This window comes from Legionella stuttgartensis, assembly GCF_977063405.2.
Genome location: NZ_CDRUHA020000093.1, coordinates 20,958 through 41,399, shown reverse-complemented (window position 1 = coordinate 41,399; position 20,442 = coordinate 20,958). Strand labels below are relative to the sequence as shown.

The following is a 20,442-nucleotide window of genomic DNA, read 5'->3' as shown; positions in this document are numbered from 1 at the left end:
TTAAAGTTCTCCGGGTATAATGATGACCCGAGGAGAATTAGATGAAGAAATCGAGATATAACGAAAGCCAGATAATCAGTATTTTGAAAGCGGTAGAGACAGGCAGACTAGTAAAGGATGTTTGCCGGGAATACGGTATTTCCGATGCAACGTATTACAATTGGAAGGCAAAGTACGGTGGAATGGAAGCTTCAGACATCAAACGAATGAAGGATTTGGAAGAAGAAAATCGGCGCCTGAAACAGATGTTTGCCAACCTCAGTTTAGAGCATACGATTCTCAAAGATATTATCGAAAAAAAGCTTTAAAGCCAGCCGAAAAGCGAGAGCTCGTGGATTATGCAATAACATACCATCAGGCAAGTTTACGCACAGCCTGCAATGTAGTTGGTCTTAGCCGAAGTTCTTATAAATATGAGCCTGATCTCACTCGTGATCAGGTTGTCATTGCAGCTCTGCAGCGGTTGGCTGAAGACTATCCTTCCTACGGATTTCAGATGATGTTTGACAAATTAAGGCAGGAAGGTTTGGCCTGGAATCATAAACGCGTTTATCGAATTTACCGGAGCTTAAAACTGAATTTGCGTCGCAAGGGTAAAAAAAGGCTACCGAGCCGCAATCCAGAAAGATTAGCTGTTCCAGATACATTAAACCAGACATGGTCAGCTGATTTCATGTCTGATTCATTGATGACAGGCAGACGCTTTCGAACATTCAACGTTGTTGACGATTTTAATCGGGAATTGCTGGGGATCGCCATCGATTTAAATATCCCATCAAAGCGAGTCATTCGTGAACTGGATCAAATTGCTGGGTTAAGAGGTTACCCCAAGAAATTGCGACTGGATAACGGTCCTGAATTTATTTCAACCGCGATGGCTGAATGGGCGGAGCAACATGGTATCAAACTTGAGTTCATCCAGCCGGGAAAGCCTACGCAAAATTCTTATATAGAACGGTTCAACCGGACTTACCGAACGGAAGTCTTGAATATGTACGCATTCAGAAATTTAACGGAGGTAAAAGAAATCACACAAACATGGATAAAGGAGTACAACGAGGAACGGCCGCATAAGGCTTTAAACAGCATGACGCCTGTTCAATACCGATTAAGCAAACACCCGGAAACCTCTAGTTTAGCTTGGCACTAAAAAGGGTGGGTTTACACTTGCAAATCGAGGAGTAATCCCAAGGACAAAGCGCATGCCTGTCTTTAATTACTAAAAGTACTAAAAAATAAAATATGCTTGGAAGGATCATCAAACTATCGCTTTTCAAGAGAGCAGCACAAGCTCACCAGAATGACTATTTTAAAAATTCATCTAAATATCTAAGTGTCAATAACTCATGTTTAAAATTGGTTATTGAGATGCCTCAATCTTCAAAAAAATTTTAGATAGAACGTAAACGTTCGTGGAAATACGGGTTGCATGGAAAGGAACAATTAGTTTAATCCTGTCAGGTTAAAAGGCAAGAGAGCCTTATAGTCCTCCGCTGTTCTACAAGAGCTGATATTTTCAAAAAGAATTTTCAAGTAATGGAAGGGATTGAGCCCATTAGCTTTACCCGTTGCAATGAGGCTATAGAATAATGCACTGGCATGGGCACCTCTTGGACTACCCGACATCATCCAATTTTTTCTGCCCAAAGCAAAGGGCCTGATGAGGTTTTCTATGAGATTATTATCAATCTCAAGGGAACCATCCAAAAGATAAGCGGTGAGCTCACCCCATCTGCCATACATATAATCGAGAGCTTTGCCCAGTTCCGATTGGGGGGCTGTTGTTTTGATGGTTTTATCCAACCAGCTTTTCAGTTCGTCAAGAATCGGCTTTGCCTGCTGCAAGCGAAGCTCATATCGTTGCTGATGAGAATAGTGATTGTTACGGGCATTCTGCTCAATAAGGTAGAGTTTCTTAATGTAGGCTACAGCCTGATACGACTTCCCCGTGGTTTTAGCCAGTTTTACAAGCTTAGCAAAAGGCCTCCTGGCGTGAGCCAAACACCCCAAATGGATAATATCCGGGTGGTCATCCACCCAATCATAGCCCTTATACCCATCAGTTTGCAGATAGCCCTTAAAATCCTTAAGTATTTGTTTGGGCCACTGCGCTTGCCTTGTTTGCTGGTAATCAAAAAGAACTACTTTTTTATCGGGCCGGTGGTTACGATAGACCCACATATAACTGGTGCTGGTATTCTTTCGATTCGGCTCATCCATGACGTGCATAGTGGTTTCATCTGCTTGTAGATAGTTCGATGTAATAAGTTCCCCATGAAGCGCTTGTCCCATGGGTTCACACACCTCGTATGCCGCCATTATCCAGCCACATACGGTGTTTCTTGGCATCTCAATCCCTAATCGAGCCCATATTTTCTCCTGGCGATACAAAGGTAAATGGTCTTCGTATTTACTAACGATGGCATGAGCTACAAGACTTGGAGTAGCCATGCTTTTAGGAAGGAATAACGAAGGCATAGGGGCAATAGTGACTGCCTCATCACAACGATTGCAGGCATATTTAAGGCGAACATGGGCAATGACAGAAAGACGCGCTGGAACATACTCTAACTGCTCGGTAACTGCTTCCCCAATACGTTGCTTCATACACCCACAGACGCAGAATTTTTCTTCTTCTGTAATATCGTGCTCGATTACTTCACGAGGTAAATGCGCAGGTATTGGGCGTCTGACTGGCTTCTTCCGGGTGTAGGTTACCGTAATGGTATTTTCCTCTTCTGGAAGCTCAGTGCTCTCAACCGAATCCGCTTCATCAAATTGCAATTCGCCTTGCCCTATATGGGCTTCTGATGAGCGACCAAAGGGTTGCTGTTTGGCCAGGCGCAATTGCTCAAGAAGATGATGGTATTTCTCTTTCCATTCCTGGGCTTCTTGCTTTAAGACTTGATTTTCATCTTGAAGTGGGACGAGAATCGCTTGAAATTCTGAAGAAAAAATAGAGTGGTCAGGAGTCATTTTCATGGTGGAATTATACCATATCCACCATGATGTTCTGAGCTTTTTTTAATGAAAATCGCGATAAATTACAGGCTCTTCTCCTTGATGAAACGTGTATTTATTAGAAGCTATCAGCCAATTTAAATGGTCTTTTGTTAACTCAATATGGCTACGAGGGAAAATGAATTGTCCTTTCTCTAGCCTACGGTACCATAAAGTAAAACTACACGCCTCATAGTACAGGGCTTTGAGTTTGGAGCCACAGCGACTACGAAATAAAAATAAATGCCCTGGCTCCAGTTCCATGCCGAATACTTCTTTGACCAAAATCGCCAGCGTATTAATCGACTTCCTCATATCAGTAATGCCGCAATATAAATGAACCTGTACTTCTTCTGGAATCAGCATAGCAACCTCAATTGATTCAGTAAGGAGGAAAAATCTCGGCTCTTGATATCTATTTGTACTTCACAGCAAATCTGATTGGGAAATTGGATAATAATAGATTGGCTCGTTACAGGTTCTGGGGAAACAGACTCATTTTTACTAATAAGTACTGGTTCAAAATCACCGGGTTTCTCAGAACTATTTTGCACTGTAGTTTTATTGCTCCTTGCGCCAAACTTTTTACGCCATTGATACTTGAATTTTGCAATAGGAATGCCTTGTTCGCTGCAGAATTCTTCTTGCGATAACCCACTTCGCTCATATCCTTTAAATAGACGCTCCCAGTATTCTTCTTTTGATTTCATTTCTAGCTCCTCTTTTTGAGAGGCTTAGTTTAGAAAATTTTAAATTCTGCGGTAGGTGTATTTCCTCGAACAGTTACTATTACCTTCGTATGACGATCGATGTGTTTCCCGATATAAAGTTGAAAATGGAGACTAGGTACCCAGGAATAATCCCTGATTTGCAAGGCGATAACGATGAAACCAACTGATTTTGCAGAATATCTTACTGAATTTCTTACTGTTTAATTACCCAAACAAAAAAATGTAAGCAAGAACACCATTTACTCTTACAGAGACACATTGAAAATAGAAAAATATTTTCAGTCCAACAACTACCACTAATTTAAGAGAAAAATGATGACTATGAATAAAGATAATTATAATTGGATTGACTTGAGCCATTTTTATAGGCAAGTTTATAGAAACAATTCACGAGCCTTTTAAACTAATGTCTGAGATCAATTACAGTACAGTACAATATTACTTAGTACTCATTCTTACTCTTATTTATTTGTCATTGTTTGTTTTAGAAAAAAAGTGGCCTTTAAGAAAAGCAACTCGCCCATTATTGCAGCGATTAGCGATTAATTTCACCTTTACCGTCTTGGTTTATGTCATCGCAAGCCTGTTAATTAGCCCCTTAGCAAAAGTCACAGTCCTTTTCACCTTTAGCCATGATTTGGGTCTTCTCTCTATGCTTCCCTTTAATCAATGGGTACTGTTTGTACTTGGGTTTTTGTTAATGGATTTAAGCTTTTACTACTGGCATACTCTAAATCATAAACTTCCGTTATTGTGGCGATTCCATGTCGTGCATCACGCTGATCCTGACTTAGATGTTTCAACCGCTATGCGTTTTCATTGTGTGGAAATTATGTATTCGAGTCTCTTTAGGTTGGTGCAATTAGGGTTGATTGGAGTGAGTCCTTTACTCTTTTTTTGCTATGAATTTTTTTTTCAAGCACATACTTTTTTTCAACACAGCAATATCAAATTGCCTTTTCGCTTTGAACGGCTAATTAATAAAATTATCGTTACTCCAAGAATGCATGGCATTCATCATTCCAATTATCTAGATGAAACCAATAGTAATTATGGGGTTGTATTTTCATTTTGGGATAGGTTGCATCAAACAATCAAATTAGATATTCCCCAACAAGCTATCATAATTGGTGTGCCTGGCTATTCCAAGCCATCAGATAATAGTCTTATACGGTTACTTTTGATGCCAATTAAAGCTCAACGTCACTATTGGCAAATAAAAAAGGATTTTCATTTTAGCCGAAAGTCAAAAACTCCTGATAAGTAAATAGGAGAGTTATGTGAATAATGAAAAGGACATCATCTAATGAAAGTTAGTGCAATAAAATCGTGGCTTCCCCTTTTAATAATAATAGTGTTATTAGGTCTTTTTTTTGGTTTAGGCTTAAATAAATACGTAAGTTTTGCCAATTTACGAGACAATCATGAATGGCTTATAGCCATGACAAAATCACATTTTTATCTAGCCTCTTTAGTTTTTATACTAATTTATACAGTGGCCGTAGCTCTCTCTATTCCAGGTGCTATCTTTTTGACTTTAATAGGCGGCTTCTTATTTGGAATACTTTGGGGAACTTTTTTGGTGGTTCTAAGTGCCACTTTAGGTGCAACGATTCTTTTTTTTGCAGTCCAATCGTCCTTAGGCGAAGTGTTTTCCAAGCGTGCTTCAGGTTGGGTTAAGCGGATGCGTTCTGGGTTTAAAGACAATGCATTTTCTTATTTGCTCACCTTGCGACTTATCCCATTATTTCCTTTCTGGGTGATTAATATCGTTTCTGCCTTACTGGGTGTGAGCGCCTATACTTTTATCATAGCCACTTTTATAGGAATTATTCCTGGCTCTATTGTCTATGTGTCTGTTGGTAATGGATTGGGCGAACTATTTGCAGCAAGCCTTCAGCCTAATCTGGGGATTATTTTTGAACCCAAATTTATTCTACCTTTATTAGGATTAGCCGCTCTTTCTTTGATTCCTGTTTTTTACAAAAAAAAGGGTAAACAGGGTACTGAAAAAATGAAAGATAAAGATTTATTTTGTGATTTGGCCATTATTGGCGGGGGTTCTGCAGGCTTAAGTATCGCTGCAGGTTGCTCTCAATTGGGATTACAAGTGGTATTGGTTGAACCAAACAAAATGGGAGGTGATTGTTTAAATTACGGTTGCGTCCCTTCTAAAACGCTATTGAACACTGCCAAAATCTTTTATCAAACCAAACATTCGACTGTTTTAGGTATTCAGGCAAAATCGGTGAAAATTGATTTTTTGCAAGTGATGCAACAGGTGCAAAATGTGATAGCGTGTATTGCCAAAAATGATTCGGTGGAACGTTTTACCTCTCTAGGTGTTCAGGTTATTCAAGAAGCAGGACGTTTTATAGGGCCTAAACAGTTTAAATTAAAAAGGAAAATTATTCAGGCCAAACATTTTGTGATTGCTACCGGCTCATCTCCGGCCATCCCTCCTATCCAGAACTTAAACAAGGTCTCTTACTTAACTAATGAAACCATCTTTAACCTAAAAGTACAACCTGAGCATTTGATTGTTATCGGCGGAGGTCCTATAGGCTGTGAATTAGCTCAGGCTTTTGCAATGCTTGGGTCTAAAATCACCATTTTAGAAGCCTTTACTATTCTTCCTAAGGATGATGCCGATTGCGTGGCTATTATTCGAAGTCAACTTGAGTCGATGCAGATAGCACTTTATGAACACATTAAAATTGACAAAATAGAAGAGAGTGTTGATAAGACTATTAGTGTTCATTTGGAAAACCAGGACAACCCAATTACCATCACTGGGTCGCATTTGTTGGTATCAACAGGTCGTGTGGCTAATGTGGACGGGCTCGATTTGGAAAAAGCAGGCGTTCAATACACCACCAAAGGGATAAACACGAATGCCAGACTTCAAACCACTAATAAAAAAATATACGCCATAGGCGATGTGACAGGGCCTCATCAATTTACGCACATGGCTAGTTATCAAGCGGGTATTGCATTGAGAAATATTGCTTTTAAATGGCCTGCAAAAATAGATTACAAAGCGGTGCCTTGGGTGACTTATACTGAGCCCGAATTAGCCCATGTGGGCCTATTGGCGAGTGAGGCTTTAAAAGACCCCACTTTAAAAATCACAGAATTTGCCTTCGCCGAGGTGGACAGAGCCCAAGCGGAAAATAAAGTAAATGGCAAAATTAAAATCATAACCGGTAAAAAAGCTAAAATTTTGGGTGTGAGCATAGTGGGCGCTCATGCAGGTGAATTAATTTTACCTTGGGTTATAGCCGTTAAAGAAGGGAAAAATTTGCGAACTTTTACCGATGCGATTGCAGCGTATCCCACTTTTAGTGAAATTAGTAAGCGAGTTGCGGGAGAGTATTATAGGCCGTTTATATTTTCTTCTAAAATTCGAACTTTTGTTCGTTGGCTAAATAAATTAGGATAAATCTATGATAGAACAATACCTTAGGCCATTGTATCAACGCCTTTGTGTCAATCCAATCACTCCTGTGTTGATAGAGCGAGTGACCCCAAATCAAGTCACCTTCTTTTCTGGCGTATTGGGTCTTTTAGTAATACCCGCACTGTGGCTAAACCTACCCTATCTGGCCATTAGTTTACTATTACTGTCTGGATATTGTGATACCCTCGATGGTACTATTGCTCGTCTGACTAACCATTGCTCTGACTGGGGTAGTGTATTGGATATTATGACTGATCGCGTGGTTGAGGTGGGTGTTGTGTTTGCCTTATGGGCTATTAATCCTAATGAGCGAGGTCTTGGGTCTTTGTTAATGATGGCGAGTATACTACTTTGTATCACGAGTTTTCTTGTGGTGGGTATTTTTAAGACTAATGATTCAGAAAAAAGTTTTCATTACAGTCCAGGATTAATAGAAAGAGCTGAAGCCTTTGTTTTTTTTATAGCCATGATGCTTTGGCCAAACCACTTCCTAAGTTTAGCAATGATCTTTTCTTTGTTAGTGATAGGGACAGCGATGCACAGGCTTTATGAGTTTCATAAGCAATCTATTTAAACAGAGTTAAATACTCTTCATAGCCTTCGTTGCTCATTTGATCTTTTGGGATAAATCGCAATGCTGCCGAATTCATGCAATATCGTTCGCCGGTAGGTTTTGGGCCGTCATTAAATACATGCCCTAAATGAGATTGCGCATTTTTAGAAATCACTTCAGTTCGCACAAAAAACAAATAGTGTCTATCAGGTTTTAAAATAACATTTGCCTTATTTATGGGTTTTGTAAAACTAGGCCAACCGGTTCCCGAGTCATATTTATCCAGAGAACTAAACAGAGGTTCTCCTGAAACTATGTCCACATAAATTCCGGCTTGTTCATTATTCCAATAGGGATTATCGAAAGGTTTTTCTGTAGCAGCCTTTTGAGTCACTTGGTATTGCAAAGGCGTAAGCTGTTTTAGTTTTTCGGGTTTGTTAAATTCAGGCGTGTAGGCCATGGCAGTACTTAGCATAAACAAGCTTACAATGAAACTAACGAGACTTTTCATCCCATAACTCCTTGATTCGTGCATCACGACCACAATTGTAACGATAATATTTGTAACGAATTGGATTTTTTTGATAATAATCTTGATGATAGTCTTCTGCAGGATAAAACGTTGTAGAGGGAATTACCTCAGTATATACCTTAGGAAATCGTTTTTTTATTCCATCAATACTAGCTAAAGCTGCTTTTTTTTGATCGTCATTTAAATAGAAAAGGACACTGCGATATTGCTTACCAACATCGCAAAATTGCTGGTTTTGTACCGTTGGGTCGATATGACGCCAATAAAAATCCAGTAATTGTTTATAGGTCACTTTGTCACTATCATAGACAACACGCACAACCTCCACATAAGCAGTTTTACCCGATGAGACCAATGCATAACCAGGTTTAGGCTCAGTACCACCATCATAGCCTGAAATAGTCTCTAAAACCCCAGGAACTTTATCAAAATCGGCTTCAACACACCAAAAACAACCACCAGCAAAGATGGCTTCGGATGGTTTAGCAAAAAGTGGTTGGGATAGAAGAGCTATCAAAATAAAGAGGTAGCGCATACCTAACCTTGGAAGACAGTTTGTATTTTAAGTGTAGCAGAAAATTACTTTAAGGTTTTAGCTCAAATACTCATGTTACCCACGATCAATTTTAAGCAGCAATATTTTTAAGCCCCTGCCAGGCAATTTGGTTCGCTCTAACAATTAGTTTTGTACTTAATGGCAAAGTGATTTAATTGGGTTTTTATCTTCAGCATTTCGAGCTTGCAGTAAGCAATAATAGACGCATAAATATGATTGCACTGTGTTATGACGATTCGAGCTGGGGACTTGGTTAAGCTTGCATTTTGCTTAATTGACTTGTGATACTCTTCAATCCGCCAGGGTAAACTTCATAAAGACGTTCGGCACTACTTTGCATGTCATTTGAAACAAGATAGAGAATTCCTGTTGAGCCATTTTCGTTTTTGAAAACCTTTTTCAGGAGCCTCACGGGGAGGTCTAGGCCTTTAAGCCAGTATATCCTCTTCAAGTTCTAATGCTCTTACTTGTTGGTACCGCCCGTTTTTGGCATCGTTTTCAGATAAGGCTAATGTTAGGTTAGACTTGATTCCAATGATAAACGACTTTTGAAGGTCTTTATGGATGTGAACCATATTGGCCTTCGAGCCAAACCAGTTGTCAGCTAGCACATAATCAAACATCACCTTATTGGTAATAGCCTGTGCAATCAAGCTTTGAAATAATTGATTCTTGTTCACTGATGATTTTCTTCTGGTTTGTCTGGTTTTAATATCACAATAAGCGATATCTTTTTTAATCACCTTATATCCTATGGATACACTGAAGTCAGCGTAACGAACCATGCAAGACAAGATGTTTATCCCTTTGAGTACAGTCCCTTTAGCATGAGAGTAATACCAGCAATTCACTTCATTCTCATCAGAGTAGGGCTTCTCTTCGATGGAATCATCAAGTATCAATACTCCTCCTACTGTTTCTTGTGACCTAACTGGCTTTTTGACATAGTGCCAAAGTGATTTTGAACCAAAATGTTCAAAACGAAGAAATCGTGTTACTTTGTTATGAGCAAATGCTCCATCAACCAAATCAGATAACCCGGTAGCAGTCGCATATTTGTTTTGGAAAATTAAATAATCACAATAAAGATCAAGCATATCCATTGAATTCACTCCCTAAAATTAAGGGCAAAATTCTAATGCTTTTTATTCAAACTGCAAGTTCACGTGCGTAACATGAGTGGTTTATAAAAAATCTCAGAACTATCCGTTAACATTTCACTGGTAAATCGAATTAATTAGGCTAAATGTATTAGTATCTCCCTGTATACCTCACAACACACACAATAACGCCGATAATTATAGCGTCAGTTACTTTATCAATTTTTATATTCCCCCAATTATCATTTTCGGCCCGCAATTCAAATGGATTAAATTCTTTTGATAAGGTTAGTTGTTTATATCTACGCACGATAACCTCATTTTCTTCGTTAAGCTGTGCTGCAACTAAACTTCCTGGATGCAGTTCAGAATTGGGATCAATAATCAAAATATCATTAACTCTTAATTCAGGGTGCATACTCTCATCTTTCATTTTTAGAGCAAATGCATTTTCTCCAAGACGAGTACTAAGCTCAGAAGAAATCGGTATAAAGCTTATTTCATCTGAATTATGTTCGTTCCTAACCCTTTGAATGAATTCTTTAGGATCGCAGGCTTGTTGATGATCGAGCATTGGAACCAATGACCCTAATCCTGGAATTTTTTTTGGACGTTTCTCATCGGTTAGGCACATCAAATAAGCAGGTGAAATATCTAGTGCTCTAGCAAGTTGTTTTATTTCTTCAGGCCCTGGAGTTCTATCACCTCGCTCCCAATTGCTAATTCTTGATTGTTTAAGATCATCAGTTAACTCCTCAAGGGCCTTTCTAGTTAATCCTTTTGCTATCCGTTCTTCTTGAATTCTTTGACCAATTTTTTCTTTTATATTCATATTAACCAACCCAATTAATCCCATATTGTGAAAATATATATTGACAATGCACCGAATGGTGGTAAATTAAAATAATTATTTACACGAATCGTACGATTCTAGTAGTATTTAATAGTAAATATACCATAGAAAAAAAATAATAACGAATTTATACACGGATTGAGAGTGAATAGTGGATTTTTTAATTAATGACAAAGAACTTGCTGCTTTATGTGGGATGCCACACCTTCAGCAACTGGCTTACCTAAGAGGGATAAGGCCATATATGGATATCAAAACAGGATTAGTCGGCATAAAGCGCGGAATCAGCTATCAATCGATAGCAGAGCAACTTTATATTGAGCCGCATCAAGGCATTAAAAGCGAGAGCTATTCACGCATGCAAATACGCCGCGCCTTATCTGCTTTGGGGCGAGCAGGGCTTATTACACCACAATCCGAAGGTTTAAAATTAATTTTAAGATGCGAATTAGCTACAATGGGTTATTCCGTCCAAAATAAACTAGACCTAAACCCGACACAGCAACTAGACCCAGCTAAAAATCAGCAACGCCTTATAAACACTGGCTTATCAAAGACAGACCCACTAAAAGCCGGCATAGATAAATCTCCAAAAGCCGACACACCTCTAAAAGAAGATAATTATTATATTTTTTTATTATCACAATTCGAAAAATTTTGGGATTTGTATCCGCTAAAAAAATCAAAGCAAAAAGCATGGGAAGCATTTCAAGCGCTTAATCTCACACCTGAGTTGCCAATACAAATTTATTCGGCTTTACAACAACAAATCCAGTTTTATCAACAACAGCATAGCCAAGGCCAATGGGTTGCTGCTTGGAAATATCCTGCCAATTGGTTAGCGCAACATTGTTGGAAAGATGAAATTCAAAGTGATACGTGTCAGGAGACAAATAATGCAGTCCATGAAACAAATTATAAGAAACAACCCATTAGAGACAGCTTCTGGGAGTCATGTAAATCAGGAATTGAAGAAGAAGCCGATGACAACATCATCGACCTTAGCGCCTACCGAGGAAAGTCGCAAGCGCATTGATCGATTATTTTTGAGGTTTGCAGCTATGTACGGACAGGTTTGGCGTAGTCAATTTAAAAGCGATGAGTTTTTAGTTTTTGTTAAAGGTGAATGGCAACAAGGACTACTTGCCTATGCGGATAACATTCTTGATCTGGCAATTGATTTATGTCGAAAAAATAAGGAACTACCGCCAACCTTACCCCAATTTATTGATTTTTGTAAAAACTGTTCCAAGAGAAGTTCATTTTTTGTACCTGATGAAGCTCCCAAAAACAATAACCCTGAAGTGGCTAAAACCCAATTACTGAAAATGAAACACATTTTAAATATGAAAGTTAACTAAAAAGGAGAAGAAGATGTTGAGTTTAACTAGAAGAGTCGGTGAAAGCATTGTTATTGGAGAAGATATATTTATCACAGTTCTATGTTGTAAAGGGAATCAGGTACGCATTGGGTTTAATGCACCCAATTCAGTAGCAATCCACCGTTATGAAATTTATCAAAAAATTCAATCTGAAAAGCACGATGGTTTGGCTGATCCAACAAAGAAATTTTGCCCATCAATGCAGCAATCAATCCTCAATCACCATTAAAAAGGAGGGATAACATGTCTTTATTAAATCAGTTCAGAAGTAACGTGTTAAGCAGTATTAATGCTCACATTGGAAAGATTTTCATACTTATTTGCTTGCTAATAATGGCTCAAGGAACCTTTGCAGCGGATGCTTTATCCGCTGCAGAAGAAGTAGTTAAGGATACCTACAATGGTTCGATAAAAACCTATCTTTATGTCGGAGAAGCTGTAGCGGCTGTTGTTACCTTGATGTTTACTCGAAATATTAAAACGCTTGGCGGCGTTGGGGCGATGGCTATTTTTCTAAATGTCGTTGCAATGCTAGCAGGGGTTTAAGATGGAAGATCCGAGAAAATACAAAACACCCCAATATCTTAATGAGCCTTATCGATTGATTATTTTTACACTCGATGAGGTCATGGTAGCAGCATTAACTCTCTACGTATTTGGGGCTGTTTGTGGTTTTTTTGTTACCTCATTGATTCTAACCTGTGCGTTTCTATTCCTGATGAAACGCATGAAGGGGAATGAAGGTCCCTATTTTTATATCCACCTTTTTTATTGGTTCTTTTCTCTATCACCTAAGTTACGGGCAACACCACCGTCATGGATTAGAGCGTTTTTGGGGTAACAGATGAAAATAGAACAAAAAAAATCAGAATTAATGAAGGAAAAAAAGATTAGGGTTTTATTCATAGGTATTAGTAGTGTGCTGCTAGCTATGACATTCATGCAATCAATTACCATTGTGGCCTTATTGCATTATGCTCATAGCAAACATGAAACCCATTTCATCCCACCTAAAATATCTCAAGAATTTACACTTTCTGGAACAGGTGTTTCGGAAGGCTATTTAAGAGACATGACCAATTTCTTAACGCAACTTCGTTTTAATATCACTTCAAGTTCAGCCACTTACCAATTTAATGCGCTCTTAGGCTATGTAGCTCCCTCACTGTATGGGGACATCAGGGCGCAATTGGTTAAGGAAGTCGAACAAATTAATCACGAACATTTATCCAGCGTGTTTTATCCATCGACCTTTGAAATTGATATCAAACACTTGAGCGTAAAAGTAATGGGACAGATGAAGCGTTTTGTTGGCGCGGATTTGATGTCTGATGTACGGGAGACTTTTTTGATTAGGTATTCCTATGAGTATGGCCTGTTGAAACTAACGAATCTTGAGAAGGTGTAATCATGAAACAAATGGCAATGATATTCAGCTTAGGCTTATTAATAGCAACAGCAGAAGGTGCTCAAATAAAAACAGTCAGAAATTATGAAGATATTTTCATTAATGCCTCAATTAAAGAACCCAATAATCTGATGTTAGAGGATGATCGCATTCAGCAAATAAAAGCACCTGGCAACACCCTGGTTGATGCATGCAATGGGAAGGCGAATTGCAAATTAATTGATGATACGACGGGTATTCTTACTTTTTTGCCATCGCCTCTTTACCACACGCGAGCTTTTACTATCAATTTGCTGACTGAAAAAGGCTTTTTTTACAACGTGCGTGTAGAGCCAAAACCCATTGCTTCACAAACAATCGTTTTTAAATCCTATAAAAACCCTGTAATTCGTGCCCGTGACCCACGTACTTCAAGTTATGAAAAGGTAATGGTTGGTTTTTTAAGAGCACTGGTTAATGGGTATTTGCCAGAAGGTTTTACTCAAACAATACCTAAAAAGCCTTCGGTATATAAAGCGCAAAAAACACAGCTAAAACGCTTGTTGACGGTTAAAGGCAACCGTATGCGGGGTGAAATTTTTGAGTTAAAGAACGTAACCAATCAGCCTATTGATGCCAAGGAATCTTGGTTTAATTGGCCTGGAACCAAAGGGGTGGCGCTTGCTAAAACCCATTTAGCGCCGTTTGAAACTACTCGATTGTACAGGATTAGCTAACATGTCTATTCAACTTAAAAAACAACAACAGATCTTTTTAGGGATTGTTATCGGCGTTATAGTGTTGGTGATTGCGTGCTTTGCCTTATTGGGAAACAAGACAGTTAAATCCAGAGAGGTTGATAAACCCGCTTATAAAAAACACAGCTTAGCCAGCCCGATATCTACTGCCACTAATGAATCCCATTGGATTGAGAAAACACAAAATGCCTGGCGAGCTGAGCTTGCAAAATCAGAGCTCTTTGATAAAAGCCTCAAAGCATTAGGTGATGAAAAAGACAAGCAAAGCAAGCTCATTACTTCGCAAAAAGATGAACTATCGGAAATGAAATCAACACTTTCTGAGCTGAAGCATCAAATAGTTAAACTGCAAATGGAGCGTACTACCCCAATAAATGGGACATTAAAAACCAATGAGCCCCAAAATGGGTTATTACCCCGAGCAGATGAATCGGCAGCGAGTAACTCTATAGAGATAGATTCTGGATTTATTCAATACACAGCCAAGTTAAATAAAAAATCCAAGCCACGAATCAAAACACCCAATAATTATGTCTTCTCTAATACCTTTGCTAAAGCAGTTGTTTTACAAGGGGCTGATGCTTCAGCGGGAGTTTTAAGCCAGGCCAACCCGGACATTATGATATTTCAAATAGTCGATGATGGAGTGATGCCGAATAAATACAGGGCACCGCTTAAAGGCTGTATGGTAAGTGCTTCTGTAATTGGTGATATTTCCAGTGAGCGAGGGAAATTTCGTACCGAACGATTAAGTTGCATTCATTCCAATGGGACCAGTATCGACATCCAGGTCACGGGTATTATTGCAGATTCTAAAAACGGAATTCGTGGGCGTGCAGTATGGCGTGATGAACCGATGGTGAAAAAAGCTTTTTGGGGGAACTTCTGGGAAAGCATGGGCAATATTGGCCAGCAATATTCCACTGATTACAGCACCTCGCCTCTAGGAAGTGTATCAACCATTCAAGCAGGAAAAATTCCCCTAGCGGCTGTTTCTAGCGGCGGATCGGGTGCAGCCAAAATGTATGCACAGTACAACATCAAGCGCGCTGAAATGTACCACCCAATTATTCAATTGCCTCCAATGGTTACAGTTGATGTGACTTTTCTTAAAGGATTTTGGCTTGACGGAGGGACGGACACTAATGCCCCTGAACAACCAGAAGAAAGACAAGATTCCAAAGTGGCTTTTGAAGCTCCTGTCGAGTCTGAGACTTCTGAAGAAAAAGCTGCTAATCAATTTTTCTATAAAAACCACTCTTTCTAAGGACATATCGAACATGAAAACTCTAATTACTTTATTACTGTTGCCCTGTGTTGTTTTGACCGGCTGCGCCAAACTGAATGAGGACTTTGATTGCCCAGCCCCCAGCGGAGGATCGTGCAAACGCATGGACGAGGTTTATGACATGGTAAATGGTAAGGGCAAATCCCTGGCAGTAACCCCCAACCGAAATCCTTTAGTGATGGATGGACGACCTGGTCATCCTGTGCGATATGGAGAAGGGGTGATGCCTCTTTGGATAGCGCCTTATGAAGACACTGATGGCAATTATCATCAAGCCAATCGGGTGTACAGCGTTGTTAAAGAAGGACAGTGGATGCAGCAGTCCCAATTGGCTTCAAAATAAGGAGAGCCACTATGTTATCTACACTAAAAAAAGCGCGTCGCGCAGTTAGAAACACAAGCACTACTTTAAGTCATGCAACAGGCTCGTTACTGGAAACATTGCGAGAAGAGCTAGGCATGACTGATGCGCATCATAAAAAGCAAATAGAAGCACTGTTGGATACATATTGCTTAGCACCTTATTTGCCAGATGAGGTCTACGATTCGGAAGCCGACATTTATCCCTACAAACAAGCCTCTCATATGATGTTTGAATGTTCCACATTGATTGGTGCCAGTGAAGAAACCATGACTATTCTCACCAGTATATTAACGGATATTTTACCACCGGAAAGTTGTTTTCATGCTTTGTTTTGGGCATCGCCTAAAATTGGCCACATGATTGATGAAATGGAACATCAACGCAATCAAGGCAGTGAGGTTTTAAAAGCCCTGGCACACCGACGAGCTGAATTTTACCGCAAAGGGGTGTACAGCTCATTAACTAAAGAAAGCAATTATGTCTTGCGTGATTTTCGTTTATTTTTATGTATTTCAATTCCGCGCAAATCTATAGAAGACGATCGCTTGTTGCTTGGTAGTTTGCGCGAAGACATCAGCAACAATCTAAAGTCAGTCAATATTGTTTGTAAAGAACTGTCTGTTGAAGAAGTGATTAGCTTAAAGCGGGAGTGGCTCTTTCCAACCGACAGCTTGTATGAAGAAAAAACCAATTACGATACCAATACTGAAATTCGTTTTCAACTGACTGACATTGAAGCGAGTATGCGGGTTAAATCCAATCAAATAGAGATTGAGCGAGAAGAAGATACGAGGGTGATTAAATGCTTGTCCGTCAGGCAATATCCTAAATCCCCTGTGCAATGGCAAATGGGTGATTTATTTGGAAAAATGTTTAATACCTCTTTGCAAATAAGTTGTCCCTTTCTTTTTAGTTTTGCAATACGAATTAAAGATAAAGATAAGGTGATGGCGGCATTAGATGCCAAGTATGCTGATGAAGGTCAAAATGCCAAACAACCTTTTATTGCCAAATGGGTCAAAAATTTTAACAAAAAATACGCAGAAATTGAGGAGTTAAGAGAGCGGCTCAGTGGCGATGATTCTTTGGTTGATTCCTATTATAACGTTTTATTGTTTACAACACCTGCCAATGTCCGTCGCGATGTACGACGTGCCAAGGATGTATTTCGGGGTAACCAATTTGATTTACGCACGCCAACAGGTTTGCAGTTACAAACACTTCTAGCCTCCATGCCCTTTGCACCTGCTGAAGGTATGTTTGATGATTACAAATCATTTGGACGGATAAGACCTTTAACCAGTTTTAATACGGTTAACTTATTACCTATCCAGGGGGAATGGAAAGGGGCAGGACGATTTGCTCAGGTCTATCCACAAAGACGGGGGCAATTTACCGCTATTTATTTTTTTGACAACGTAGTCAGAAACTATAATGTCGCTATTGTAGCTCCTCCTGGAAAAGGAAAATCCTTTTTAATGAATGACTACATTCAAAGTCTGTTATCCCAGGGGGGCTTTGTTTATATCATTGATGTGGGCGGTTCATACGCTAAATCTTGTGAGATGTTGAACGGACAGCTTATTGATTTTAATCATGACACCGAAATTAGCCTAAACCTCTTTTCCACAATTGATGCACAAGCCAAAAATGATACTGCATTTAAAGATGTTCACAATCAGCTAATACAACTTGTAGGTATGATGGCAAGACCATCCGGTAACGTCAGTGATGAAGAACGAAGTCATATTGAGAAAGCCATTGAGGCGATGTGGCGACAACATCACAATGCTACAACTATTACTCTTATTGCTCATCACTTAGAAAGTAGTAACGATCCTATTTCTCAAAATATTGGGCGCCTGTTGTATAGCTATACTAAAAACGGTCGTTATGGCAGTTATTTTGAACCGCCTTGTTCGCTCGATTTTAAAAGAAATTTAGTCATTTTAGAGTTGGGTGGTCTTGATGGAAATAAGGATTTGCAGCGCATTGTATTGAAAATCTTAATGTATCAAATCACCAATGCGATGTATTACACGCCAAAGCACATTCCCAAAAGCTGCTTGATTGATGAATCCTACGAATTACTTTCAGACAATGGCACGGGTGGCAGTGCTAACTTTGTTAACGAGGGCTATAGGCGTGCGCCTAAATACGGTGGTAATTTTATTACAGTGACTCATGGCTTAGATGATTATGAAAACAATCCAACTGCCAAAATGTGTTACGACAACGCCTATTATAAAATCTTTTTAGGTGCCTCCAAAAGTACGATTGACACTTTAAAAACGAGTAATCAGTTGGATGCTTATGGCGAGCGTTTAATCCGAAGCCTTAAAATAACTAATGAATACTCTGAGTTTTTAATGATGTGTGAAGAGAATTCAACAGTGCATCGTTTGATTGTCGATCCATTTTCACGCGTCCTAAACACCACAAGAGGCCCAGAAGTAGAAGCCTTGAAACGATTAATGGCAACAGGTTTGCCATTGGCTGATGCCATTTCCAAAGTTGCCCTGGAGGTGTATGGCTATGTTTAAGGCAACTCAAGTATCTCTTTTGACCGCACTCATTACCAGCGTCTTAGTTAATGGGATTTTTTATAGTGCTTTGAGACGGCCAGATATTGCAACCGTTGATATCGTGTCAATCACCTCCCAATTTATCAAAGAGGAAGCGCAAAAAAATCATTCAAACCTTGAGAAAGAAGCAGCGATTAAAGCATTTTCGCATCATTTGGAAGCAGCGTTACAAGATTTGTCCCAATCCAAATCGTTGGTGTTATTGCCGAAGGAAGCAGTAATTAAAGGCAGCACTGATTATACAGCCACCCTCATGACGATGATCAAATTGGAGCATAAATCGTGAAGAAGCTTCTGTTGATTATTTGCATGCTCTATCTCCCTTTTGCAGAGGCTAAAGACTATGGTGTCTTTGGCAAAACCTTTGAAATTGCTGAAATAGATTTTTTAGATTACATCCAGCAAAAAATGAAGGGGATGCAGGCTAATGGGGAATGGAAGACAGTACAATCTGAGTTTAAAAAACGGGTAAAAGAACATGTGGCACGCCCAACACCTATTCGTTTGCCGAGAGCAGAAGACAATAGAACGTGGTTTTTTAATCCATCACTTGCTGTGCCTTACGATGTGAAGGACAGTCACGGCCAAGTGATTGTTAAACAAGGCACTGTAATTAACCCCCTGGATAGAGTGGGCTTGAGTAGCACTCTCCTGTTTTTTGACGGGGATGATGAGGCACAGGTTGCATGGGTTACCCAGGAATTAACGCAGCACCAAAAAGTAAAATTAATCCTCACTTCAGGCTCTGTAAAGGAAGTTGCGAATCAATTAAAGCAAGCTATTTATTTTGATTTGAATGGATTTTTGGTTTCCAAATTTCAAATAAAGCACTTGCCGGTCAGGGTTTTTCAAGCAGGGAAGCGGTTACAAATTAATGAGGTGACTGTATGAAAGCCTTTTTTGTTTTTCTTGCATTTTTAGCCTCTGGGTTGACACAAGCAGGCTCTTGTCATGGTCGTTTTGTTAATCCCATTACGGATGTCTGTTGGTCGTGTTTGTTTCCATTCAGTTTAGGGCAAGCCAATCTCGTTTCCTCCAATCATTTGCCAGACACTAAAAACCCTAAACTGCCTGTTTGTGAATGTCCAGGAAATCCTATACCACGATTTGGATTAACAATGGGTTATTGGGAGCCTGTGAATTTAGTGGATGTAACCCGAACTCCTTTTTGTCTGGTTAATTTAGGGGGGATTTCTTTAAATTTTGGCAAGTATTATCGCAAAGGTGCAGTGGAAACAGACAGTAATTTATCCAATCAATCATTTTACCACGTGCACTGGTACAAGTTCCCATTGATGTATTGGTTGAATGTGTTAACTGATGGGATTTGTGTTGAAAAAGGAGACTTTGACATTGCTTATCCGAGTGAATTGGATGTGATGTGGAATGACGATGAGCTGGGTTTCATCATTAATCCTGAGGCGGTATTGTTTGGTAGTTTACCCGCACAAGCGGCTTGCGCTGCTGATTCAAGTACCGCTTTATTGGGCAGTGCCATTGACAAACTCTTTTGGTGCGCAGGAGCTCAGGGAAGCATGTACCCTTTAACGGGGCATGTGCAAGAACATGTTGGCGGGGTTCAGGCATCAGTCTTACTGTCTGAGCGTATGAATTTTAAACTGCACCGCCAGGGATTATTGGAAGACACAGTAGGACTTGATGATTCGACAAGCAGCGCAAAATCCATTTGTCATACTCATTATTCCCCTATTTTGCCCAAATCACGCTACCGCTATCAAATGGTCAATCCTTTACCGACTACTAATGCCTGTTATCCCCTTGGGCGTGCTACGACCCTATGGGAGGCAGGGCACGAATATCCGTTTAAGGGCGAGGATTTTGGGTATCTGATCTGGCGCAAACGCAATTGTTGTGCCTTTTAACGATTAGGAG

At 39.6% G+C, this 20,442-nt stretch carries 23 protein-coding genes and 1 pseudogene; 17 read left to right on the top strand and 7 right to left on the bottom strand.

All coding sequences use genetic code 11. From position 1 onward, the window contains the following. Positions 1-41: 41 nt before the first annotated feature. A protein-coding gene (locus ACWTEW_RS30390; protein WP_131774948.1) for an IS3 family transposase occupies positions 42-1,150 on the top strand; the annotation gives its coding sequence in 2 pieces (ribosomal slippage) (positions 42-294 and positions 294-1,150; 1,110 coding nt in all). A gap of 293 nt (positions 1,151-1,443) precedes the next feature. Here ACWTEW_RS30390 and tnpC read toward each other — a convergent pair. Genes tnpC through tnpA form a run of 3 tightly spaced genes read right to left on the bottom strand, consistent with a single transcriptional unit; the run spans position 1,444 to position 3,710 of the window. Further along, positions 1,444-2,982, bottom strand: coding sequence for an IS66 family transposase (tnpC, locus tag ACWTEW_RS30385; protein WP_131774947.1), 1,539 nt, complete (start codon positions 2,980-2,982; stop codon positions 1,444-1,446). Between the two features lie 42 nt (positions 2,983-3,024). Continuing rightward, positions 3,025-3,366 (bottom strand): IS66 family insertion sequence element accessory protein TnpB, encoded by a 342-nt coding sequence (gene tnpB / locus ACWTEW_RS30380; RefSeq protein WP_131774946.1) that lies wholly within the window; start codon positions 3,364-3,366, stop codon positions 3,025-3,027. Then, complete coding sequence (gene tnpA, locus ACWTEW_RS30375) at positions 3,360-3,710, bottom strand: IS66 family insertion sequence element accessory protein TnpA (protein ID WP_131774945.1); 351 nt, start codon at positions 3,708-3,710, stop codon at positions 3,360-3,362. Before tnpA ends, tnpB begins: the two co-directional genes overlap by 7 nt. Before the next feature lie 427 nt (positions 3,711-4,137). Here tnpA and ACWTEW_RS30370 point away from each other — a divergent pair, with 427 nt between their 5' ends. Genes ACWTEW_RS30370 through ACWTEW_RS30360 form a run of 3 tightly spaced genes read left to right on the top strand, consistent with a single transcriptional unit; the run spans position 4,138 to position 7,765 of the window. Then, positions 4,138-4,998, top strand: coding sequence for a sterol desaturase family protein (locus ACWTEW_RS30370; RefSeq protein WP_131774944.1), 861 nt, complete (start codon positions 4,138-4,140; stop codon positions 4,996-4,998). 39 nt (positions 4,999-5,037) lie between these two features. After that, positions 5,038-7,173: an FAD-dependent oxidoreductase gene (locus ACWTEW_RS30365; RefSeq protein ID WP_131774943.1), complete on the top strand. Its 2,136-nt coding sequence runs from the start codon at positions 5,038-5,040 to the stop codon at positions 7,171-7,173. Between the two features lie 4 nt (positions 7,174-7,177). Beyond that, entirely contained in the window at positions 7,178-7,765 is a 588-nt protein-coding gene (locus tag ACWTEW_RS30360) for a CDP-alcohol phosphatidyltransferase family protein (RefSeq protein ID WP_131774942.1), read from the top strand. Here ACWTEW_RS30360 and msrB read toward each other — a convergent pair. From msrB to ACWTEW_RS30340, 4 genes and pseudogenes are all read right to left on the bottom strand, one after another. Next, positions 7,758-8,255, bottom strand: a complete 498-nt coding sequence (gene msrB / locus ACWTEW_RS30355) for a peptide-methionine (R)-S-oxide reductase MsrB (RefSeq protein ID WP_165482901.1) — start codon at positions 8,253-8,255, stop codon at positions 7,758-7,760. The genes ACWTEW_RS30360 and msrB overlap by 8 nt on opposite strands. Continuing rightward, on the bottom strand, positions 8,239-8,811 hold the full coding sequence (gene msrA, locus ACWTEW_RS30350; RefSeq protein WP_131774940.1) for a peptide-methionine (S)-S-oxide reductase MsrA: 573 nt from the start codon (positions 8,809-8,811) through the stop codon (positions 8,239-8,241). The genes msrB and msrA overlap by 17 nt, the downstream gene beginning before the upstream one ends. 91 nt (positions 8,812-8,902) lie before the next feature. Continuing rightward, a pseudogene (locus ACWTEW_RS30345) lies at positions 8,903-9,935 on the bottom strand (IS701 family transposase). Positions 9,936-10,083: 148 nt separating this feature from the next. Continuing rightward, positions 10,084-10,764, bottom strand: coding sequence for a helix-turn-helix domain-containing protein (locus tag ACWTEW_RS30340; RefSeq protein WP_207385675.1), 681 nt, complete (start codon positions 10,762-10,764; stop codon positions 10,084-10,086). Between the two features lie 172 nt (positions 10,765-10,936). Between ACWTEW_RS30340 and ACWTEW_RS30335 the strand changes: the two genes are divergently transcribed. From ACWTEW_RS30335 to traU, 13 genes are read left to right on the top strand one after another with little or no spacing between them, the layout of a single operon-like run. Then, the gene (locus ACWTEW_RS30335; protein WP_131774937.1) at positions 10,937-11,821 is read left to right on the top strand and encodes a hypothetical protein; all 885 of its coding nucleotides are present in this window, start codon (positions 10,937-10,939) and stop codon (positions 11,819-11,821) included. Then, positions 11,769-12,146: a hypothetical protein gene (locus ACWTEW_RS30330; RefSeq protein WP_065235825.1), complete on the top strand. Its 378-nt coding sequence runs from the start codon at positions 11,769-11,771 to the stop codon at positions 12,144-12,146. The genes ACWTEW_RS30335 and ACWTEW_RS30330 overlap by 53 nt, the downstream gene beginning before the upstream one ends. Before the next feature lie 13 nt (positions 12,147-12,159). Beyond that, on the top strand, positions 12,160-12,396 hold the full coding sequence (gene csrA / locus ACWTEW_RS30325; RefSeq protein ID WP_010947807.1) for a carbon storage regulator CsrA: 237 nt from the start codon (positions 12,160-12,162) through the stop codon (positions 12,394-12,396). Positions 12,397-12,410: 14 nt separating this feature from the next. Continuing rightward, on the top strand, positions 12,411-12,713 hold the full coding sequence (locus tag ACWTEW_RS30320; RefSeq protein ID WP_010947806.1) for a fimbrial protein: 303 nt from the start codon (positions 12,411-12,413) through the stop codon (positions 12,711-12,713). A gap of 1 nt (position 12,714) precedes the next feature. Further along, positions 12,715-13,008: a type IV conjugative transfer system protein TraL gene (gene traL / locus ACWTEW_RS30315; RefSeq protein ID WP_058491829.1), complete on the top strand. Its 294-nt coding sequence runs from the start codon at positions 12,715-12,717 to the stop codon at positions 13,006-13,008. A 3-nt stretch (positions 13,009-13,011) separates the two neighbouring features. Further along, on the top strand, positions 13,012-13,575 hold the full coding sequence (traE, locus tag ACWTEW_RS30310) for a type IV conjugative transfer system protein TraE (protein ID WP_058491830.1): 564 nt from the start codon (positions 13,012-13,014) through the stop codon (positions 13,573-13,575). A gap of 2 nt (positions 13,576-13,577) precedes the next feature. Continuing rightward, complete coding sequence (gene traK, locus ACWTEW_RS30305) at positions 13,578-14,291, top strand: type-F conjugative transfer system secretin TraK (RefSeq protein WP_131774936.1); 714 nt, start codon at positions 13,578-13,580, stop codon at positions 14,289-14,291. Position 14,292: 1 nt separating this feature from the next. Continuing rightward, entirely contained in the window at positions 14,293-15,579 is a 1,287-nt protein-coding gene (locus ACWTEW_RS30300) for a TraB/VirB10 family protein (protein ID WP_165482900.1), read from the top strand. A 13-nt stretch (positions 15,580-15,592) separates the two neighbouring features. Beyond that, positions 15,593-15,943, top strand: coding sequence for a type IV conjugative transfer system lipoprotein TraV (traV, locus tag ACWTEW_RS30295; RefSeq protein WP_058491836.1), 351 nt, complete (start codon positions 15,593-15,595; stop codon positions 15,941-15,943). Positions 15,944-15,954: 11 nt separating this feature from the next. Then, positions 15,955-18,507 (top strand): type IV secretion system protein TraC, encoded by a 2,553-nt coding sequence (gene traC, locus ACWTEW_RS30290; RefSeq protein ID WP_165482899.1) that lies wholly within the window; start codon positions 15,955-15,957, stop codon positions 18,505-18,507. After that, positions 18,494-18,835, top strand: a complete 342-nt coding sequence (locus ACWTEW_RS30285; protein ID WP_162262290.1) for a TrbI F-type domain-containing protein — start codon at positions 18,494-18,496, stop codon at positions 18,833-18,835. The genes traC and ACWTEW_RS30285 overlap by 14 nt, the downstream gene beginning before the upstream one ends. After that, the gene (gene traW, locus ACWTEW_RS30280) at positions 18,832-19,440 is read left to right on the top strand and encodes a type-F conjugative transfer system protein TraW (RefSeq protein WP_131774933.1); all 609 of its coding nucleotides are present in this window, start codon (positions 18,832-18,834) and stop codon (positions 19,438-19,440) included. The genes ACWTEW_RS30285 and traW overlap by 4 nt, the downstream gene beginning before the upstream one ends. Then, the gene (traU, locus tag ACWTEW_RS30275; RefSeq protein WP_131774932.1) at positions 19,437-20,432 is read left to right on the top strand and encodes a conjugal transfer pilus assembly protein TraU; all 996 of its coding nucleotides are present in this window, start codon (positions 19,437-19,439) and stop codon (positions 20,430-20,432) included. Before traW ends, traU begins: the two co-directional genes overlap by 4 nt. Positions 20,433-20,442 lie beyond the last annotated feature (10 nt).

What these genes read in the sequence shown, in the direction of transcription:
- traE (WP_058491830.1), top strand. Translation starts at nt 13,012, where the DNA reads ATGAAAATAGAACAAAAAAAATCAGAATTAATGAAGGAAAAAAAGATT.
- traL (WP_058491829.1), top strand. Translation starts at nt 12,715, where the DNA reads ATGGAAGATCCGAGAAAATACAAAACACCCCAATATCTTAATGAGCCT.
- tnpB (WP_131774946.1), bottom strand. Translation starts at nt 3,366, where the DNA reads ATGCTGATTCCAGAAGAAGTACAGGTTCATTTATATTGCGGCATTACT.
- ACWTEW_RS30300 (WP_165482900.1), top strand. Translation starts at nt 14,293, where the DNA reads ATGTCTATTCAACTTAAAAAACAACAACAGATCTTTTTAGGGATTGTT.
- tnpC (WP_131774947.1), bottom strand. Translation starts at nt 2,982, where the DNA reads ATGAAAATGACTCCTGACCACTCTATTTTTTCTTCAGAATTTCAAGCG.
- ACWTEW_RS30360 (WP_131774942.1), top strand. Translation starts at nt 7,178, where the DNA reads ATGATAGAACAATACCTTAGGCCATTGTATCAACGCCTTTGTGTCAAT.
- msrB (WP_165482901.1), bottom strand. Translation starts at nt 8,255, where the DNA reads ATGAAAAGTCTCGTTAGTTTCATTGTAAGCTTGTTTATGCTAAGTACT.
- traU (WP_131774932.1), top strand. Translation starts at nt 19,437, where the DNA reads ATGAAAGCCTTTTTTGTTTTTCTTGCATTTTTAGCCTCTGGGTTGACA.
- csrA (WP_010947807.1), top strand. Translation starts at nt 12,160, where the DNA reads ATGTTGAGTTTAACTAGAAGAGTCGGTGAAAGCATTGTTATTGGAGAA.
- ACWTEW_RS30330 (WP_065235825.1), top strand. Translation starts at nt 11,769, where the DNA reads ATGACAACATCATCGACCTTAGCGCCTACCGAGGAAAGTCGCAAGCGC.
- ACWTEW_RS30285 (WP_162262290.1), top strand. Translation starts at nt 18,494, where the DNA reads ATGGCTATGTTTAAGGCAACTCAAGTATCTCTTTTGACCGCACTCATT.
- ACWTEW_RS30320 (WP_010947806.1), top strand. Translation starts at nt 12,411, where the DNA reads ATGTCTTTATTAAATCAGTTCAGAAGTAACGTGTTAAGCAGTATTAAT.
- traV (WP_058491836.1), top strand. Translation starts at nt 15,593, where the DNA reads ATGAAAACTCTAATTACTTTATTACTGTTGCCCTGTGTTGTTTTGACC.
- traC (WP_165482899.1), top strand. Translation starts at nt 15,955, where the DNA reads ATGTTATCTACACTAAAAAAAGCGCGTCGCGCAGTTAGAAACACAAGC.
- ACWTEW_RS30365 (WP_131774943.1), top strand. Translation starts at nt 5,038, where the DNA reads ATGAAAGTTAGTGCAATAAAATCGTGGCTTCCCCTTTTAATAATAATA.
- traK (WP_131774936.1), top strand. Translation starts at nt 13,578, where the DNA reads ATGAAACAAATGGCAATGATATTCAGCTTAGGCTTATTAATAGCAACA.
- ACWTEW_RS30370 (WP_131774944.1), top strand. Translation starts at nt 4,138, where the DNA reads ATGTCTGAGATCAATTACAGTACAGTACAATATTACTTAGTACTCATT.
- msrA (WP_131774940.1), bottom strand. Translation starts at nt 8,811, where the DNA reads ATGCGCTACCTCTTTATTTTGATAGCTCTTCTATCCCAACCACTTTTT.
- tnpA (WP_131774945.1), bottom strand. Translation starts at nt 3,710, where the DNA reads ATGAAATCAAAAGAAGAATACTGGGAGCGTCTATTTAAAGGATATGAG.
- ACWTEW_RS30340 (WP_207385675.1), bottom strand. Translation starts at nt 10,764, where the DNA reads ATGAATATAAAAGAAAAAATTGGTCAAAGAATTCAAGAAGAACGGATA.